Consider the following 15,865-nt stretch of genomic DNA (forward strand, 5'->3'; position numbering starts at 1 on the left):
GGCGCCCCCCGTTGAGCGCTACTTGGCCACTGGACGCAGCCGCACCTTGACCTTGACCCGGCCCTGGACGTCGGGCAGGCGGACGGTGAGCTGGTCCGCGTCGAACTCCTCGTACGGCTTCTCGTCGATCTCGACGGACGCGATCCGCACCGAGCCCGCGGGAAGCAGGTCGGGCGAGACGCGCAGCACGCGGTCGGGCAGGTTGGTCGGGTCGGGCTGGAAGTGGAAGTCCATCTCCCGGCCGTTGATGAGCAGGTTGTTGTAGACGGCGGAGAGGTAGCAGAGCTCCGCCGAGTGGTACATGGACATCGAGTGGCTGCCCTTGAGCCGCTCGGTGCCGAGCAGGTACGGCGTACCGCTGGCGAGCACGTTGAAGTAGACGGCGCCCTCGTCGTGGTCGAGGAAGAAGGTGTTGTAGAAGGCCTGGGCCTGCCGGGCCTCGCGCAGGTTCGCGTCGCCGCCGACGGTGCCGTTCAGGATGAGGTAGGCGAGGATCGCCTGTTCCTGCTGCCACCACGCCTTGCGGTCGTGCCAGGCGAAACGATACGTCTCCTCGTCGCCGGACTTGACGCGCTCGACGACGTCGTACCAGCCGCCGCGCTGCACGTCGCTGCCGACCGCCGGCATGATCTCACCGATCTTCTTGGCGAGCTCCTCGTACGCGGGCTTGGCCTTCAGCGAGTTCATCCGCATCAGGTTCCAGGCGATCTTCAGGTTGTGGCCGACCACCGCGCGGTTCTGCTGCCAGCTGTGGGCCGTGTCGTGGGACCAGTCGCGGAAGAAGCGCTCCTGGACGAAGGGGCTGTTCTTGTAGTCCGGGAACTTGTCCGCGATGGTGTCGAAGGTGTACTCGAGGAAGTCGGCGTACTTCTGGTCGCCGGTCGCCAGGTACAGGTTGATCAGGTACGCGGGCGCGTGGTCGCCGACCGAGTTCCAGTTCTTGCGCTCGGCGTTCTCCCCGAGGGACTCGTGGTCGGCGCTGAAGAGGATCGGGTCGATGTGCGAGTAGTAGCCGCCCTGCTCCGGGTCGAAGAAGAACTTGTCGAACAGCCGGATGGTGGCGTCCGCGTCGTTCTTGATCCGGATGTCACCGGTGACCCGGTACGTCTGGATGGGGCCGGCCAGGGCGTAGATCTGCTCGTACATCGGGATCGCGTCGTAGTCGTCGGAGAACTCCGAGGTGAAGAGCTTGCGCTCGGTGTCCCCGTCGACGCTGATGCCGTGGTACCAGAAGACCACGTCCTCCTCGCTGTCCACCACCCGCATGTGCTTGCGCAGGTACTCGGTGCCGCGCTCGGCGACCTCCAGGTACTCGTCCTTGCCGGTCAGCAGGTAGGCCGAGGCCATGCCGTAGACCAGGCGGGAGATCGTGTCGGTCTCCTGGACGTGGCTGGCGGTCTTGTCGCCGCCGAGCCGGATCTCGGTGCGGTACTCGGTGAAGTCCACCGGCCCGTCGCCGAACTGGGCCCGCTTGTAGAAGTCGGCCAGCGACTCGATCTGCTTGATCCACCAGCTGGGCTCCTCGAAGCGGTAGTCCTCGGCGCCGCGGCCCAGGAACACCAGGCGCTTGGCGTCGAAGCGCCCGCCCTGCTCCGGGTAGTGGACGCCGTAGACGAAGAGGAACCGGCCCGGGGAGAGCATCTCGTCGATGTGCCCGGAGGCGTCGATGTACGGCTCCTCCAGGTTGCGGACCAGCTCCGCGCTCGGGTCGCCGGCCAGCGAGACGTCGAACGTCCGGCCGTCGGAGGTCTTCAGCCGCAGCACGCGCGAACCGGAGTCGAAGCGGTCGACGTATCCGGCGATCGTGTCGGAGAAGGAGAAGCTCACAGCGTCCGCCATGTCATGCACCGTCCTTGTCGTGAGAGCCCTCGTGAGAGCGGTCGTCCTCGAACCCCTGGCTGACCTCGACGATCACCCCGTCGGGATCGCGGACCCACACGGTCCGCCACCCGCAGATGAAGTCGTCGAAGTCCAGCGGACCCAGGGTCACTTCGGCCGCGTCCCCCAGCGATGCCAGGAACGCGTCCACGTCGTCGGTCTGGAAGGCCAGGTGGCGCATCCGGCCCGGGGCCTGCGGCCCGTCGTCGTGCGCCTCGCGGGCCGGTTCGGCGCCGGCCGCGAAGAGCTCCAGGTACGCGTCCCCCTTGCGCAGGAACACGATCTGGGCCTCCCCGAGGTCGACCACCCGGGCCCGGGTGAAGCCGAAGTACCGGGTGTAGAACTCCTCGGTGGTCTTCTGGTCGGTGCAGTTCAGGCCCACGTGCGACCAGACCATCGGGCCCGGCATCAGCCGGCCCCCCGGCCCCGTCCGGCCGCGACCAGCTCGATGATCCGGCGGGCGAAGAGGTGGTGGTGGGCGCCGGTGCGGCCGGTGACCAGGTCCCCGTCGACCACCACGTCCTCGTCCACGTACTGCGCGCCCATGTTGCGGACGTCACCGATGAGGTTGTTGTGGCACACCACCTTGCGGCCGCGCACCTTGCCCGGGATCGAGGAGGCCAGCCACATGCCGTGGCAGATGATCCCCTTGAGGACCGTCGGCTCCTCGAAGGCCCGGCGCAGCAGCTCCGTCGCCGGGGCCAGCTGGTCCACGTCCTCCGTGTAGCGCAGCCGGTCGGCCACCATGCCCGAGGGCACGATGAGCGCCGCGTACCGGCGCAGCTCCTCGTCGCTCAGCCCCTCCAGGGACCGGCTGGCGGTGAAGGGCGCCCGGTACTCGTGGCCGGAGAAGGTGATGGAGTCGTTGCCCCACAGCCGGGTCAGGAAGTCGACCTCGGCGCCCTCCTCCGCGAACCGGTGCTGGTAGTAGAAGATCTCCGGCTCGTAGAAGTCGCTCTCGACCAGGACCGCGATGCGGGTCCCGGACAGCGCGCCCTCGCGCAGGACGACGTCAGGCACGGGACACCCCCTTCAGGAAGTCCGCCGCGCGCTCGGCGATCATCGCGATGGCGGTGTGGCAGTTGCCCGACGGGACCGCGGGCATCACGCTGGCGTCGACGACGCGCAGGTTCCGTACGCCGTGCACCCGCAGCTCGGGGTCGACGACCGAGAGGTCGTCGATGCCCATCCGGCAGGAGCCGGCCTGGTGGTGGTAGCTCTCCGACTTCTGCTTCGCGAAGGTCCGCAGGTCGTCGTCGCTCACGTAACCGGGTCCGGGCTGGAGCTCCTGCTTGTACCAGGGCGAGAAGGCGGAGGTCGCGAAGATCTCCCGGGCGATCTTCACGCCCTGCACCATCCGCTCCAGGTCCCAGCGGTCGCCCAGGTAGTTCGGGTGGATCAGCGGGTGGGCCAGCGGGTCGGCGCTCGCCAGCCGGATCCAGCCGCGAGAGACCGGCCGTACGACGCCCGGCAGGATGGACACCGTGTTCGGGTGGTCCTGGCCGACGATCACGTCGAAGGGCACGTGGACGAAGGCGATCTGCAGGTCCGGCGCCGGCAGCCCGGGCTGCGAGGACAGGAACAGAGCGCTCTCCGACAGGTTCTGCGCCGGGGGCGGGAGCTCCTGGGTGACCTCGGCCATCAGCCCGGTCAGGACGTGGTTGTGGAAGTTCTCTCCGACGCCCGGCAGGGCGGCCGTGACCGCGATGCCGTGCTCGCGCAGCTGCTCGGGGTGGCCGATGCCGGAGAGGAGCAGCAGCTTCGGGGACTCGATCGCCCCGGCCGCCACGACCACCTCCCGGCGGGCCCGTACGGTGTGCGCCCCGGGGGTCTGCGCGGCGCTGTGGCCGTCGCGCACGGTCCGGCCCGGGACGTCGCTGCCCGAAAGCGTGGCGGGGGCCTGGAGCTGGACGTACTCGACGCCCGTGCAGGTGTCCCCGTCGAAGAGCAGCCGGGTGGTCTGCGCACTGGTGCGCAGGGTCAGGTTGGCGCGCTTGAGCGCCGGCTCCAGGTAGGAGGCGAGGGTGCCCTGGCGGCGCCCGTCGGCCACGTCGATGTGGTGCCAGCCGGTGCCGAAGAGGCCGCGCCGGGGCCCGTCGGTGTTGAAGTCGGCGATCTCCTGGTGGCCCAGCTCGACGGAGGCGTCGATGAAGGCGCGGGAGACCGGGTTGGGGCCGTGCAGCCCGGCGTTGGTGATCCGCTGCGGCCCCCGGGTCCCGGTGGTCGCGGCGGTGGCGTCCTCCTGGCCCTCCAGCAGGGCGAAGTACGGGAGCACGTCCTCGTACGCCCAGCCGGCCGCGCCCTGGTACGCCCAGTTGTCGAAGTCCGAGGCGTGGCCGCGGATGTGCATCATGATGTAGAGGTTGCTGCTGCCGCCGGGGGCCTTGCCGCGCGGTTCGTAGGTGCGGCGGCCGTCGAGGCCCGGCTGCGGGACGCTGGTGTAGCCCCAGTCCACGGGCCCGCCGAGCAGCTTGTACCAGGAGGACGGGTCGTCCACCTCGGGCGGGATCCGGGAGCCGCCCGCCTCCAGGACGAGGACGGAGACGTCCGGGTCCTCGGAGAGCCGGTTGGCCAGGACACTGCCCGCGGTGCCGGATCCCACGACGATGTAGTCGTACTCTTCGGTCTCGGAGACGCCCACGAGTTCCCCCCTCAGCCCTGGCTCAGCACCTGGAAGGGAACGGTGTCGTGGTAGTTCGCCATGTAGGCGATCTTTCCGTCCACGATCCGGAAGAAGTTCATGACCTCGGCCTCGATGGCTTCGCCGGAGGCGCTGACGGCGGTCAGGTGGGAGACGGCCGCGGCCTTCTCCCCGTCGACGATGAAGTGCACGGGCTCGTTCCGGAAGACCCGGTACATGGTGCCCATGCCCTTCATCATCGAGCGCAGCACCTCCAGGCCCTCGATGTGTCCGGCCAGCTGCTCGTCCATGACCTGGTCGTCGGCGAACAGGTCGCACCAGCGGTCCCAGTCCCCGGCGTTGGCGTACTCGTAGTACTTCTGCAGGATCTGCTTCGCGTCCATCGCGCTCATCCCCCTATCGGTCCCTGCGGGTTCCGTCGGGCGCGAAGGGCGCCCAGAACTGGCTGAAGGCGGAGGCCGTGTCCCCGAAGAGCCCGTCGCGGCCCTCGACGATCCGGCCGTCCTGCCACCGCATGAAGTGGAAGACCGGGTAGTCCATCCGCTCGTACGGGGACCGGCTCGCCTGGTCGGCGCCGTCGCGCAGGGCGACGTTGCGGCAGACGTCGGCGCTGCAGTCCTCGCCGACGAGGACCGCTTCCAGGTCCATCCGGAAGCTGCCGCCCGTGAGCTTGTGGGTCTGCCCCATCAGCTCCAGGAAGGCGTCCAGGCTCTCGTACCAGCCGGCGAGCGGGTGGTTGCCGGGCACCAGCCAGCGCAGGTCCTCGGAGTAGTACTCCAGGATGCGCGCCCGGTCGCCGGAGCCGAGGGCGGCGTAGGCCGCCTGGACCCGCTCACGCGTCACTTCGGTCATCGTCGCTTCTCCTTCGCCGGCGGTCAGAGGGAGCCGGAACCGGGCATCGGCGCCAGGTCGTTGACGGTGTACTGCTTGATCAGCGGTCCGTCCGGGCCGGCCACGACGGTCCAGGTCTGGTCGGCGTCGAAGCCGAGCCACTGGCTGCGGGCGGCCGGCGGGTCCCAGATCTTGGCCTGCCAGTTGACGAGGACCCGGACGATCGCCCGGTCGCCCTCGATGACCGGCTCCACCTTCGTGACCGTGTGCACCTCGTCGAAGAACCGGTTGGTGACGGCCGTGTACCAGCGGCCGAAGCCCTCGTGTCCGAGGAAGGTGTCCTCCGGGACCTTGAACTCCAGGTCCTCGGTGATCATGGCCAGCACCTCGGCCGGTCCCACGTGCCGGTCCAGCGCGACGTACCAGTTCTCGGCGAAACTGCGGATCGCTTCCTCGGTCAACTGCCGCTCGGCGGGCATGCGGTCTCCTCCTGTTCCGTGTCCGTGCTGCGTGACTGCTCTGGTCAGATCTGGATGTCGACGAGGAAGGGACCGGGGTGGTCCAGCATCCGGCCCACGGCGGCGACCGCCTCGTCCGGCTTCTCCACCCGCGTCCCGCCGGCGCCGAGCGAGCGGGCCAGCCCGGCGAAGTCGATCTCGGGGTGCGAGAGGTCGAAGGAGCCCGGGAAGCCGTGCTCGGGAATGTCCCGCTCCCGCCAGTACTGGGCGATGTTGTCGTCCAGCAGCCGGTACTTGCGGTTGTTGCAGACCACGAACTTGGCGTCGATGCCGTGCCGGGCGGCGGTCCACAGCGCCTGGTACGTGTACATCGACCCGCCGTCGCCCGCGAACCCGACGACCAGGCGGTCCGGCCGGGCCAGCTTGGCCCCGACCGCGCCCGGGAAGCCCACGCCCAGCGAACCGCCCCGGGTGAGGTGGTAGTCGCCCGGCCGCTCCGGCGGCAGGTACTTCGTGACCAGCGGGGAGGTGGTCAGCGCCTCGTCGAAGACGATCAGGTTCCTGCCGGTGCGCTCGGCCAGGGTCTTCAGGAAGACGGCCATGGGCGTGCCGTCGTCCGTGGCCGCCCGCGCGTCGCGGGCCCGGTCCCGGGTCCGTACGTCGAGCCGGGCGGCCGCGGCGGCCCGCTGCTGCGCGGTGAGCCGGTGTTCCAGTACGCCGGCCAGCGCGCGCAGCGCCTGCTTGGGATCCGCGGCGAGGCCGAGGTCCACGGGGTGGTTCTTGGCGATCTCGTAGGCGTTGAGGTCGATGTGGACGACCTTCGCGTCCGCCCGGAAGGGGCTCTCCAGCTCGGGGAACACCTCCGGGAAGACATAGGTGCCGACGATCAGCACCCCGTCGGCGTCCCCGACCAGCTCCTTGCTGTGGGGGCCGAACATGTGGCCGGTCTGGCCGCGCCGCAGCGGGTGCGAGGCCGCGATGTTCACCTCGGATGAGTCGACCTCGTACACGTCGGCGCCCAGCAGCTCGGCGACGGCGACGAGTTCGGCCTGCGCCCCGGAGAGCGCGACCCCGTCCCCGACGAGGACCACCGGCTTCTCGGCGGAGGCGAGCAGCTCGGCCGCCCGCCCCACCGAGGCCGGCGAGGGGGCCACGTCCGTGAGCGGCACCGCGGCGGGCAGGACGGGCTCGGAGTTGAGCTCGTCCAGCACGTCCATCGGCAGCGCCACGAACACGGGCCCGCGGGGCGGGGTGAGCGCGATCTTCACGGCCCGCCGGATGGTGCGGAGCACGGAGTGCCGGTCGGTGACCCGGGTCGCGTACTTGGTCACCGGCTTGGCCATCGCCACCAGGTCGGACGCCATCTGCGCGTCCATGGCGTCGTAGCGCACCCCGGCGTCACCGGCGACCACGACGAGCGGGGTGTGGCCGCGCAGCGACTGGTAAAGCATCCCGATGCCGTTGCCCAGCCCCACTCCGGAGTGCAGCTGGAGCAGGGCCGCGCCGCCGGTGGCCCGGGCGTACCCGTCGGCGATGCCGGCGGCCACGGTCTCCTGGAGGGCGAGGACGTACTGGAAGTCCTCCGCCGCGTCGACGGCGTCGAGGAATCCCTGTTCCACCGTCCCCGGATTTCCGAACATCACATTCAGGCCGTCGGCCTTGAACTGCTCGATCAGCCTTTCCCGTCCGGGAGTGGCTCCGGTATTCATCGAACTCCCCCTCATCTCTCCGTCGGTCCTGCGCCCTCCGGTATTACCAGCCGTAACGGGTGAGACCGTTTTCCAGGACTTCCACGATCTTCTGCCCCGTGAGATAGGAGTCGGGGGTGGAACGCCCGGTGACGAAGGGGAAGTCGACGATGACCGAGACCGGCTTGCCGAAATTCCCGTGGTACGCGCCGCGCGGGCCCGTCGCATCGCGCAGGATGTACTCCAGCGGGTACGGCGGCGGCCCCATGTTGAAGTCGGTACCGAGGAATCCGGTGCCGTCCTTGTAGTCGTACTCCTTGCAGTGGCCGGTCACGTGCTTGCCCCAGATGATGCTCTTGCGGTCGCTCCAGTCCCGGGCGAACGCCAGGCAGGCGACCCCGTAGCACTCGGCGGCCACGACCTTGCCGGCCTTCTTGAAGGCCAGGATCAGGGCGTGCACGCGCTCGTTGTTGGCGAGGTCGGCGATCGGGCCGCTGCCGCCGACGATGAGGATCGCGTCGTACCCGGCGATGTCGGCGTCGAGCTTGTCCAGATCGCGGTGGTACTGCTCCAGCTTGCGCAGGTAGCCCTCGTCGCTCGTGTACGGGCGCTCGGGCACCCACGCCTCGATGTCGAGCGGCGAGTCCAGCCGGCTCGACTGCTCGAACTCCCGCCCCAGCCGGGCGTTCTCCTCGGTGGTGACCGAGCGTCCCAGCGGGGGGTCGATGTAGTTCGCGTCGAGGCTCGGCGGGAGAGCGTGCGCACGCTTTCCGGTCGGCGTGGCGAATATGACCTCGTAGCCCCGCTCATCGAACTTGGATACGGGCCCTATCAGTTCTTCGGCCCAGTAACCGTGTTCGGAGACAATGACCAGAATCTTTCTGCTCACGTATTCCTCCAGGCGCCGCCTGTTGTCGTTGGCGTCCACCACACTGGCCGTGCCGGGTGCCCGCGTCAAAGCGCCGGTGTGCGACTTCGTGAGGTAGAAGCCAAGGTCATGGCACCACTTCAGGTAGTCGTCCGCCGACATCATGAAGTAGCTCCAGGACTACCTGACTTCGGCCGAATCACTGAACCATTACCGGGGCCCCGCCCTATGGTCTGACGAGCGTGATTCACGGGGCGCGAGACGCAGGGGACGAGCACGAGGAGAGGGACGGGGACGATGACGATGGACCTGTTGTGCACACACATCGATCAGATACGTCCGGTGAAACCGGGGACCGAGGGCTGCGAGGAGTGCCTCGTCACCGGTGACAGCTGGGTGCACCTGCGGATGTGCCTCAGCTGCGGGCACGTCGGGTGCTGCGACTCCTCGAAGAACCGTCACGCCACCCGGCACCACCGCACCACCGACCACCCCATCGCGGCCTCCCACGAGCCCGGTGAGGACTGGGCCTGGTGCTACGCCGACCAGCTGATGCTGGACCCGGCATGAGTGCGCCCGCGGAGCGCGCCGCCGCCCCCACCGCCGCGCCCACCGCCGCATCGGTGGCCCGCGCCGACGCCGAACGCGCGGAGAACCGCAAGCCCGTCATCCTCGCCGTGGACGACGACCCCCAGGTGCTCCGGGCCGTACGCCGCGACCTGCGCAGCGCGTACGGGGACCGCTACCGGGTGCTCGGCGCCTCCTCGGCCGCCGACGCCCTGAAGATCCTGGACTCCCTCGACGAACGCGGGCACGACCCGGCCCTGTTCCTGGTGGACCAGCGCATGCCGGACGTGACCGGCGTGGAGTTCCTGCTGGAGGCGGTCAGCCGCTTCCCGGACGCCCGCCGCGTGCTGCTGACGGCGTACGCGGAGACGGACGCGGCGATCACCGCCATCAACCGGGTCCGGCTGGACTACTACCTGCTCAAGCCCTGGGACCCGCCCCACGAGCGGCTCTTCCCGGTCCTGGACGACCTGCTGTCGGACTGGCTGGCCACCTACCGCCCGGCGTACGACGGGATCATCGTCGCCGGCCACCTGGTCTCCCCCGGCACCCACGCCGTCCGGGACTTCTTCACCCGCAACGGCCAGCCGTTCCGCTTCCTCAACGTGGAGCGGGACCCCGAGGCGCTGACCGTGATCGCCGCCGCCCAGCCCGACGCCGCGCTCCCGCTGGTCCGCTTCCCGGACGGCACGGTCCTCTCCGCCCCGACCGACACGGAGCTCGCCCAGCGCCTCGGCCTGGCCACCACCGCCTCCCGCCCGCACTACGAGTGCGTCATCGTGGGCGCGGGCCCGGCGGGCCTGGCGGCCGGGGTGTACGCGGCCTCCGAGGGCCTGTCCACCCTGATGCTGGACTCCCGCGCCCCGGGCGGCCAGGCCGGCACCTCCAGCCTGATCGAGAACTACCTCGGCTTCCCCTCGGGCCTCTCGGGCGGGGACCTGACCCGCCGGGCCACCATCCAGGCCTCCCGGTTCGGCGCCGAGATCCTGCACCCGGTGGAGGTGGTCTCCCTGACCCGGGACGACCCGGCGAAGATCCTCACGCTGGCGGACGGCACGGAGATCAGCGCGGAGACGGTGCTGCTGGCGACCGGGGTCTCGTACAACCGCCTGGACGCCCCCGGCGCCGACCGCTTCGAGGGGGCCGGCCTGTACTACGGCGCGGCGACCACGGAGAGCTCGGCCTGCATCTCGCAGCACGTGTTCATCGTGGGCGGGGCCAACTCGGCGGGCCAGGCGGCCGTGCACTTCGCCAAGTACGCGGCCCGGGTGACGATCCTGGTGCGGGCGCAGTCCCTGGACGCGAGCATGTCCCGCTACCTGATCGACGAGATCGACCGCACCCCGAACATCGAGGTGCGGGTCCGCACCACGGTGGTCTCCCTGGCCGGCGACGAGCACCTGGAGCGGATCACCCTGCACGACGCGGACACGGGCGAGGACCGGGAGATCCCGGCCCGCTTCATGTTCACCTTCATAGGCGCCCGCCCGCACACCGACTGGCTCGCGGGCGTCGTGGAACGCGACGACCACGACTTCGTCCTCACCGGCTCGGACCTGATCGCGAACGGGGGCGAGCTGCCGGCCGAGTGGAGCCTGGAACGCGCCCCCTACCCGCTGGAGACGAGCGTCCCCGGCGTCTTCGCCGCGGGCGACGTCCGGGCCCACTCCGTGAAGCGGGTCGCCTCCGGCGTCGGCGAGGGGGCGATGGCGGTCTCCCTGATCCACCGCTACCGCTCGATGGGCTGAGAGCGTAATCAGCGTTGCGTCCCTTGCGATCATGCCCGCAACGGATGCAACGTTAATTACATGATTACAGCCGAACAGAGCGAACAGCTCCGCGCGTGGTTCGCCGAGCGCCTGCCGGTGGACGTCTACGAGTCCCTCGTCTCGGTCACGGTCGACCGCGAGGAGATCACGGTCGTCGGGGCCGTCCCGGCGACCGAGTCGGTCAAGGAGTTCCGCGAACGCACCCGCGAACAGCGCATCGAGGTGGCCCGCGAGGCCGAGGCCCTGTACCGCCGCAAGGTCGCCTGGGGCGTGCGGGTGGGCGAGGAGACCACCCTCTTCACCCACCTCGCCGTCCCGGTGATGACCCGGCTGCGCCAGTCCGAGCGCCAGGTGCTCGACACCCTGGTCGCCGGCGGCGTGGCCCGCAGCCGGGCCGACGCCCTGGCCTGGTGCGTGCGCCTCGTCGGGGCCAACACGGACACCTGGCTGACCGAGCTGCGCGACTCCCTGGACAAGGTCAGGCAGGTCCGCGCACAGGGTCCGGACGTGTCCGACGGCGCCGACTCCAGGAAGTCCGCCTCCGAATGAGGAATCCGCCCCACGGCCGCGCATGATCGCGTAAGGCTGGCCAGGACCAACACCCAGGGAGAGGCACGCACCATGACGACGACCGTCGAATACATCCGCTACCGGATCGCATTGGACGAACAGCCGGCCTTCGAGAGCGCGTACACCCGGGCGGCCGAGGCCCTGGCCGCCTCGCCCGAGTGCATCGACTACGAACTGGCCCGCTGCGAGGAGGAGAAGGAGCGCTACATCCTGCGCATCCGCTGGACCTCGGTCGACGCCCACCTCAACGGCTTCCGCAAGGGCGAGCACTTCCCGGCGTTCTTCAGCGCGATCCGCCCGTACGTGACGGCCATCGAAGAGATGCAGCACTACACGGTGACCGAGGTCGCGGGCACCGGAAAGGCCGCCGGATAACCATGAGCACGACACCCACCATCTACGAGTGGATGGGCGGCGCGGAGGCGATGGACCGCCTCACCGACGCCTTCTACGCCCACGCCCTGCAGGACGAGATCCTGGCCCCGGTCTTCGCGGGCATGGACTCCGAGCACCCGCAGCACGTCGCGGTCTGGCTTTCGGAGGTGTTCGGCGGCCCGTCGGACTACTCCGCCCACCACGGCGGCCACCAGCACATGGCCACCAAGCACCTGGGCCGCGCGATCACCGAGAAGCAGCGCCGCCGCTGGGTGGACCTGCTCATGGACACGGCCGACGAGGTCGGCCTCCCGACGGACCCCGAGTTCCGCGGCGTGTTCGCCTACTACATCGAGTGGGGCACCCGGATGGCCCTGATCTACTCCGGCCCCAACCCGCCCCCGGTCGACGCGGCCAAGATCCCGGTCTGGTCCTGGGGCCAGACCCCACCGTGGATCCCGAAGACACCCACGGACTGACCCGCGCCCCGGGCCCCTGCCGGACCAAGGGGCCCGGGACGCACCCACCGGCCCCCGGGCAATCCGGCGCCGCCAGGCAATTCCACCCGCCGGAGGCAACTCCAGCCCTGCCAGGGGCAAACCCAGCCCCACCGGGGGCAACTCCAGCCCCACCGGGGCAAACCCAGCCCCGCCGGCGTTTGAGGCGCGGGGGTCCGGGGGCGGAGCCCCCGATCTCGTCAGCCCCGCCGGCGCTTGCCGCGCGGGGTCCGGGGCGGAGCCCCGGCAACCGGCCCAGGCCCAGGCCCAGGCTCCGGCTCCGGCTCCGGCTCCGGCTCAGCCACCAGCACAGCCAACGGCGGCGCCGAGCCCCCCACCCCCCGCCAGAAATCCACCGCCTCCTCCAGGACCTCCCGCAGGATCTCCCAGTCGCCCGGCCGCGCGGCGGCGTACCCGCGCCACGAGGTCACGGCCACCAGCCGCCCCTCCGCATCCGGCAGCCACGACAGATCCCGCAGCGCGTCCGCCAGCGCGTCCCAGTTCCCGCCGAACCACTCCGGCAGCCGCAAGGCGTCCCCGCACCGGCGCATCAGCTCCGCCTTGGTGCGCACCCCGTCCAGGTCCAGCCGCACGGTGCTCCAGCCGGCCTCTTCGGCGGCGGCGAGCGCGGGGGCGAGCGACTGCGGGTCCAGGCTCATCGGAGAACCGCCTTGAAGGTCTCGTAGTGGTCGTCCGTGTAGAAGAACTCCCCACCCTGACCCGTCACGATCCGCCGGGCCCCGCGGTCCCGCTCCCCCGGCGTGCGCACCGTGAACTCGTGGTAGTAGCCACGCTTCTGCCGGGGCAGGATCCGCTCGAAGTTCCCGAAGACGGTCCCGTCCTGCCGGTACGGGTACGGGCCGCCCTTGTCGATCAGCGCGAGTACGTCCCGGGCCTCGCGGGGCAGCGCGTCGGCCCGTACGGTGGCCATCCCCTCGGCCCACCGGGGCGTGGCCGACCCACCCGTGGGCTCAGCGGTGCCGGGACCCGCGGTCAGGCCGGCACTGGTGCTGGCGGCGGCAGGCGCGGGTGTCTTCCCACCGCAGCCCACCGCACCGACCAGCGCGGCGCAGAGGAACACGGCCCCCAGCAAACGCAGCAACGATCGGGGCACGTTCCGGAAGATCATGCACCGATCGTGCCAAATATCCGATTCGCTCGCGAATCGCCCGATGACCTCAGAGGGCGGCCATCTTGGTGTACGGGCTCAGGATTCGTTTCTGGACCGACCCGAAGTCGACGAGAACAGCGATCCCCTCCTCGATTCCGACGACACGGCCGAGACCGTGCTCATCGTGAGTGACCCGGTCGCCGACGCTGAACTGCCGGAGCGGCGGTTCCACGGGGGCCTTGAACGGGCTGGACGGCAAATGGCGGCGAGGTACTGCTGACTTTGTCATTGGAACCAGTATGCGCCCCGCAGGGCGCCGCGCGGTCCGCCGTTCGGATCTCAATTCCGGCACCATCCGCCCCAGCGGCGACCGGTCGGCCCGCCCGCGGGCCCGATCCGTCCGGTCGGTCCTCGTCAGACCCCATTGGTCCCCCGGACGGGCCGCGACTGGTCCCCGTACAGGCCGCGACAAACCGCGGCAGACCGCAGCAGACCGCGTCCGTCCCCCGTGCGTCTCCGCGCGTCCCCGGACGGCCCCGCCGCCCCTACGCTGCCCCGTCAGCCCGTACTACGCGGCGTCCGTGTCCGGATCGGCCCGCTCCAGCGCCGGCCGCAGCCCGGGGGCCGACTCCGTCAGCAGGTAGTCGGCGACCGCCGTGTCGGTGACCAGGCTGGTCACCAGCCCCGAGCGGAGCACCGCCCCGATCGCCGAGGCCTTGCGCAGCCCGCCCGCGATCGCCACGACCTCGGGGATCCGCCGCAGCCGGTCCGCCTCGACGGTGATGCACCGCTCGCCCAGGTCCCGGCCGACCCGCCGGCCCTCGGAATCGAAGAGGTGCGCGGACATCTCGGCCGCGACGCCCAGCGAGGCGTAGTGGGCCCGCTCCTCGTCGGTCAGCATGTCGTGGACGGTCGAGATCCCCGGCTCCCACGAGCCGATGGAGACGGCCGCCACGGTCACCTTGTCGAAGTATTCGAAGGCCCGCGCGATCCCGGTCTGGCTGCGCAGCGCGGCCGCGGTGGCCGGATCAGGCAGCAGCATCGGCGCGTAGATGGGGTGCGCGTCCCCGCCGGAGACCTGCGCGGCACGCCGTACGGCCTCCACGGAGCCCCGCTCGGCGGTCCCCGCGTCGTAGACGCCCGTCAGCTGTACGACGGTGCAGGGCGGCAGCCTGTGCAAGGAGGCGGCCATGTGGATGGTCGACCTGCCCCACGCCAGACCCAGTACGTCGCCCTCGTTGACCAGCTCGCCCAGCAGATCGGCCGCGACCGCCCCGAGGTTCTCGGGGTCGGGCGCGTCCTCGGTGGCGTCGGCCGGGGACTCCACCACCACGGCGTGCCGGAGCCCGTACCGGGCGCGCAGCGCGTCGGAGCGCTCCGCATCGAGCTCGGCGGGCACCCGGATCTCGATCCGTACGAGGTCGCGCTCGAGGGCGGTCTCCAGCACCCGGGCCACCTTGAAGCGGCTCACGCCGAACTCCTCGGCAATCTGGATCTTGGACTTGCCCTCCAGGTAGAAGCGGCGGGCCATGGCCGCCGCCTGCACCAGCTCCGCGGGTCCCATCCGCAGGGCTGACCGTCCCGCCGACATTGCAGACACCGCGTTCTCCTCACTGCTCACACTCTCGTGTTCACACTCTCGACTCGCCGTTCATCCTGTCAGATCCGACGACAGTTGATCAGCCCGGACAGCTCCCGTTCACCGAGCTGTTCATCAACCCTTGGCTCAGTGGTCGCAAGCCCACGGCGCGACGGCGATCGCCGCATCCGCCTGCTCACGCAGCGTGCGCACGGCGGCCGACGGCTCGACCGCTCCGTAGACCGCGCTGCCCGCCACGAACACGTCGGCGCCGGCCTCGGCACAGCGTTCGATGGTCGAGGCCGAGACCCCGCCGTCCACCTGGAGCCACAGCTCCAGACCGTGCTTGGAGATCAGCTCACGGGTCCGGCGGATCTTGGGGAGCATGATGTCCAGAAAGGGCTGGCCGCCGAAGCCGGGCTCGACGGTCATGATCAGCAGCATGTCGAGCTCGGGGAGGATGTCCTCGTACTGCTCGATCGGCGTCGCCGGCTTGAGGGCCATGGACGCCCGCGCCCCCTTCGCCCGGATCTCCCGCGCCAGCCGTACGGGCGCCGCGGCGGCCTCGGCGTGGAAGGTGACCGAGCCCGCGCCGGCCTCCACGTACTGCGGGGCCCAGCGGTCCGGGTCCTCGATCATCAGGTGGAGGTCCAGCGGGATGTCCGTGGCCCGGCTCAGCGATTCCACGATGGGCATGCCGAGCGTCAGGTTGGGGACGAAGTGGTTGTCCATCACGTCGACGTGGAGCCAGTCGGCCCCCTCGACGGCCTTCGCCTCCTCGGCGAGGCGTGCGAAGTCTGCGGACAGGATGCTGGGACAGATCTGAGCGGCCATGCCCCCAAGCCTGCCATGCCCCCGGCCACTTCCGGCCACGACCCCGGAACTCGGGGGCGGGCGGCGGCACTCAAGCGATCATGGACCACCGGCGGGGGGGGGGGGCCCCGCGCCCCCCCCCCCCCCCCCCCCCCCCCCCCGGGCCCCCCCCCCCCCCCCGGGGGCCCCCGCGAGGACGCGCGGGGGGGGCCCCCCCCGG

At 70.6% G+C, this 15,865-nt stretch carries 19 protein-coding genes; 5 read left to right on the forward strand and 14 right to left on the reverse strand.

What is annotated here, in order from left to right:
* Positions 1-18: 18 nt before the first annotated feature.
* Genes AB0D94_RS24245 through AB0D94_RS24285 form a run of 9 tightly spaced genes read right to left on the reverse strand, consistent with a single transcriptional unit; the run spans position 19 to position 8,385 of the window.
* Complete coding sequence (locus AB0D94_RS24245; protein WP_362055421.1) at positions 19-1,839, reverse strand: AGE family epimerase/isomerase; 1,821 nt, start codon at positions 1,837-1,839, stop codon at positions 19-21.
* A gap of 1 nt (position 1,840) precedes the next feature.
* Complete coding sequence (locus tag AB0D94_RS24250) at positions 1,841-2,287, reverse strand: VOC family protein (RefSeq protein ID WP_362055423.1); 447 nt, start codon at positions 2,285-2,287, stop codon at positions 1,841-1,843.
* Positions 2,287-2,898, reverse strand: a complete 612-nt coding sequence (locus tag AB0D94_RS24255; protein WP_362055425.1) for a DJ-1/PfpI family protein — start codon at positions 2,896-2,898, stop codon at positions 2,287-2,289. The genes AB0D94_RS24250 and AB0D94_RS24255 overlap by 1 nt, the downstream gene beginning before the upstream one ends.
* Entirely contained in the window at positions 2,891-4,519 is a 1,629-nt protein-coding gene (locus AB0D94_RS24260; protein WP_362055427.1) for a GMC oxidoreductase, read from the reverse strand. The genes AB0D94_RS24255 and AB0D94_RS24260 overlap by 8 nt, the downstream gene beginning before the upstream one ends.
* An 11-nt stretch (positions 4,520-4,530) precedes the next feature.
* The gene (locus tag AB0D94_RS24265; RefSeq protein ID WP_323181788.1) at positions 4,531-4,911 is read right to left on the reverse strand and encodes a nuclear transport factor 2 family protein; all 381 of its coding nucleotides are present in this window, start codon (positions 4,909-4,911) and stop codon (positions 4,531-4,533) included.
* Positions 4,912-4,915: 4 nt separating this feature from the next.
* Entirely contained in the window at positions 4,916-5,371 is a 456-nt protein-coding gene (locus tag AB0D94_RS24270) for a nuclear transport factor 2 family protein (RefSeq protein WP_362055430.1), read from the reverse strand.
* A 23-nt stretch (positions 5,372-5,394) separates the two neighbouring features.
* Complete coding sequence (locus AB0D94_RS24275) at positions 5,395-5,829, reverse strand: nuclear transport factor 2 family protein (RefSeq protein WP_362055432.1); 435 nt, start codon at positions 5,827-5,829, stop codon at positions 5,395-5,397.
* Positions 5,830-5,873: 44 nt separating this feature from the next.
* Positions 5,874-7,517: a thiamine pyrophosphate-binding protein gene (locus tag AB0D94_RS24280; protein WP_362055434.1), complete on the reverse strand. Its 1,644-nt coding sequence runs from the start codon at positions 7,515-7,517 to the stop codon at positions 5,874-5,876.
* 43 nt (positions 7,518-7,560) lie between these two features.
* Positions 7,561-8,385, reverse strand: a complete 825-nt coding sequence (locus AB0D94_RS24285; RefSeq protein WP_362055436.1) for a type 1 glutamine amidotransferase domain-containing protein — start codon at positions 8,383-8,385, stop codon at positions 7,561-7,563.
* 276 nt (positions 8,386-8,661) lie between these two features.
* On the opposite strand from AB0D94_RS24285, the gene AB0D94_RS24290 reads away from it, so the two are divergent.
* The 5 genes from AB0D94_RS24290 (at position 8,662) to AB0D94_RS24310 (ending at position 12,124) form a co-directional block, all read left to right on the forward strand.
* On the forward strand, positions 8,662-8,934 hold the full coding sequence (locus tag AB0D94_RS24290) for a UBP-type zinc finger domain-containing protein (protein WP_362055438.1): 273 nt from the start codon (positions 8,662-8,664) through the stop codon (positions 8,932-8,934).
* Entirely contained in the window at positions 8,931-10,679 is a 1,749-nt protein-coding gene (locus AB0D94_RS24295; protein WP_362055440.1) for an FAD-dependent oxidoreductase, read from the forward strand. The genes AB0D94_RS24290 and AB0D94_RS24295 overlap by 4 nt, the downstream gene beginning before the upstream one ends.
* A gap of 60 nt (positions 10,680-10,739) precedes the next feature.
* Complete coding sequence (locus AB0D94_RS24300) at positions 10,740-11,249, forward strand: hypothetical protein (RefSeq protein WP_362055442.1); 510 nt, start codon at positions 10,740-10,742, stop codon at positions 11,247-11,249.
* Between the two features lie 72 nt (positions 11,250-11,321).
* Positions 11,322-11,645 carry an antibiotic biosynthesis monooxygenase family protein gene (locus AB0D94_RS24305; RefSeq protein ID WP_362055444.1) on the forward strand — a complete coding sequence of 108 codons (324 nt, stop codon included), beginning with the start codon at positions 11,322-11,324 and terminating at the stop codon, positions 11,643-11,645.
* A gap of 2 nt (positions 11,646-11,647) precedes the next feature.
* On the forward strand, positions 11,648-12,124 hold the full coding sequence (locus AB0D94_RS24310) for a group II truncated hemoglobin (protein WP_323181786.1): 477 nt from the start codon (positions 11,648-11,650) through the stop codon (positions 12,122-12,124).
* A 218-nt stretch (positions 12,125-12,342) separates the two neighbouring features.
* On the opposite strand, the gene AB0D94_RS24315 is transcribed toward AB0D94_RS24310, so the two are convergent.
* From AB0D94_RS24315 to rpe, 5 genes are all read right to left on the reverse strand, one after another.
* Entirely contained in the window at positions 12,343-12,801 is a 459-nt protein-coding gene (locus AB0D94_RS24315) for a barstar family protein (RefSeq protein ID WP_362055447.1), read from the reverse strand.
* Positions 12,798-13,271, reverse strand: coding sequence for a ribonuclease domain-containing protein (locus AB0D94_RS24320; protein WP_362055449.1), 474 nt, complete (start codon positions 13,269-13,271; stop codon positions 12,798-12,800). The genes AB0D94_RS24315 and AB0D94_RS24320 overlap by 4 nt, the downstream gene beginning before the upstream one ends.
* 49 nt (positions 13,272-13,320) lie before the next feature.
* Positions 13,321-13,542 carry a CarD family transcriptional regulator gene (locus AB0D94_RS24325; RefSeq protein WP_031145007.1) on the reverse strand — a complete coding sequence of 74 codons (222 nt, stop codon included), beginning with the start codon at positions 13,540-13,542 and terminating at the stop codon, positions 13,321-13,323.
* A 279-nt stretch (positions 13,543-13,821) separates the two neighbouring features.
* Entirely contained in the window at positions 13,822-14,844 is a 1,023-nt protein-coding gene (locus AB0D94_RS24330) for a sugar-binding domain-containing protein (RefSeq protein WP_266938937.1), read from the reverse strand.
* Positions 14,845-14,979: 135 nt separating this feature from the next.
* The gene (gene rpe / locus AB0D94_RS24335; protein WP_362055451.1) at positions 14,980-15,666 is read right to left on the reverse strand and encodes a ribulose-phosphate 3-epimerase; all 687 of its coding nucleotides are present in this window, start codon (positions 15,664-15,666) and stop codon (positions 14,980-14,982) included.
* Positions 15,667-15,865 lie beyond the last annotated feature (199 nt).

It is taken from the genome of Streptomyces sp. NPDC048255 (assembly GCF_040652415.1).
Classification (GTDB): domain Bacteria; phylum Actinomycetota; class Actinomycetes; order Streptomycetales; family Streptomycetaceae; genus Streptomyces.

Excerpts from the sequence above, each read along its gene's own strand:
- AB0D94_RS24245 (WP_362055421.1), bottom strand. The coding sequence starts at position 1,839 with ATGGCGGACGCTGTGAGCTTCTCCTTCTCCGACACGATCGCCGGATAC.
- AB0D94_RS24250 (WP_362055423.1), bottom strand. The coding sequence starts at position 2,287 with ATGCCGGGCCCGATGGTCTGGTCGCACGTGGGCCTGAACTGCACCGAC.
- AB0D94_RS24265 (WP_323181788.1), bottom strand. The coding sequence starts at position 4,911 with ATGAGCGCGATGGACGCGAAGCAGATCCTGCAGAAGTACTACGAGTAC.
- AB0D94_RS24270 (WP_362055430.1), bottom strand. The coding sequence starts at position 5,371 with ATGACCGAAGTGACGCGTGAGCGGGTCCAGGCGGCCTACGCCGCCCTC.
- AB0D94_RS24275 (WP_362055432.1), bottom strand. The coding sequence starts at position 5,829 with ATGCCCGCCGAGCGGCAGTTGACCGAGGAAGCGATCCGCAGTTTCGCC.
- AB0D94_RS24280 (WP_362055434.1), bottom strand. The coding sequence starts at position 7,517 with ATGAATACCGGAGCCACTCCCGGACGGGAAAGGCTGATCGAGCAGTTC.
- AB0D94_RS24290 (WP_362055438.1), top strand. The coding sequence starts at position 8,662 with ATGACGATGGACCTGTTGTGCACACACATCGATCAGATACGTCCGGTG.
- AB0D94_RS24295 (WP_362055440.1), top strand. The coding sequence starts at position 8,931 with ATGAGTGCGCCCGCGGAGCGCGCCGCCGCCCCCACCGCCGCGCCCACC.
- AB0D94_RS24300 (WP_362055442.1), top strand. The coding sequence starts at position 10,740 with ATGATTACAGCCGAACAGAGCGAACAGCTCCGCGCGTGGTTCGCCGAG.
- AB0D94_RS24305 (WP_362055444.1), top strand. The coding sequence starts at position 11,322 with ATGACGACGACCGTCGAATACATCCGCTACCGGATCGCATTGGACGAA.
- AB0D94_RS24310 (WP_323181786.1), top strand. The coding sequence starts at position 11,648 with ATGAGCACGACACCCACCATCTACGAGTGGATGGGCGGCGCGGAGGCG.
- AB0D94_RS24315 (WP_362055447.1), bottom strand. The coding sequence starts at position 12,801 with ATGAGCCTGGACCCGCAGTCGCTCGCCCCCGCGCTCGCCGCCGCCGAA.
- AB0D94_RS24320 (WP_362055449.1), bottom strand. The coding sequence starts at position 13,271 with ATGATCTTCCGGAACGTGCCCCGATCGTTGCTGCGTTTGCTGGGGGCC.
- AB0D94_RS24325 (WP_031145007.1), bottom strand. The coding sequence starts at position 13,542 with ATGACAAAGTCAGCAGTACCTCGCCGCCATTTGCCGTCCAGCCCGTTC.
- AB0D94_RS24330 (WP_266938937.1), bottom strand. The coding sequence starts at position 14,844 with ATGTCGGCGGGACGGTCAGCCCTGCGGATGGGACCCGCGGAGCTGGTG.
- rpe (WP_362055451.1), bottom strand. The coding sequence starts at position 15,666 with ATGGCCGCTCAGATCTGTCCCAGCATCCTGTCCGCAGACTTCGCACGC.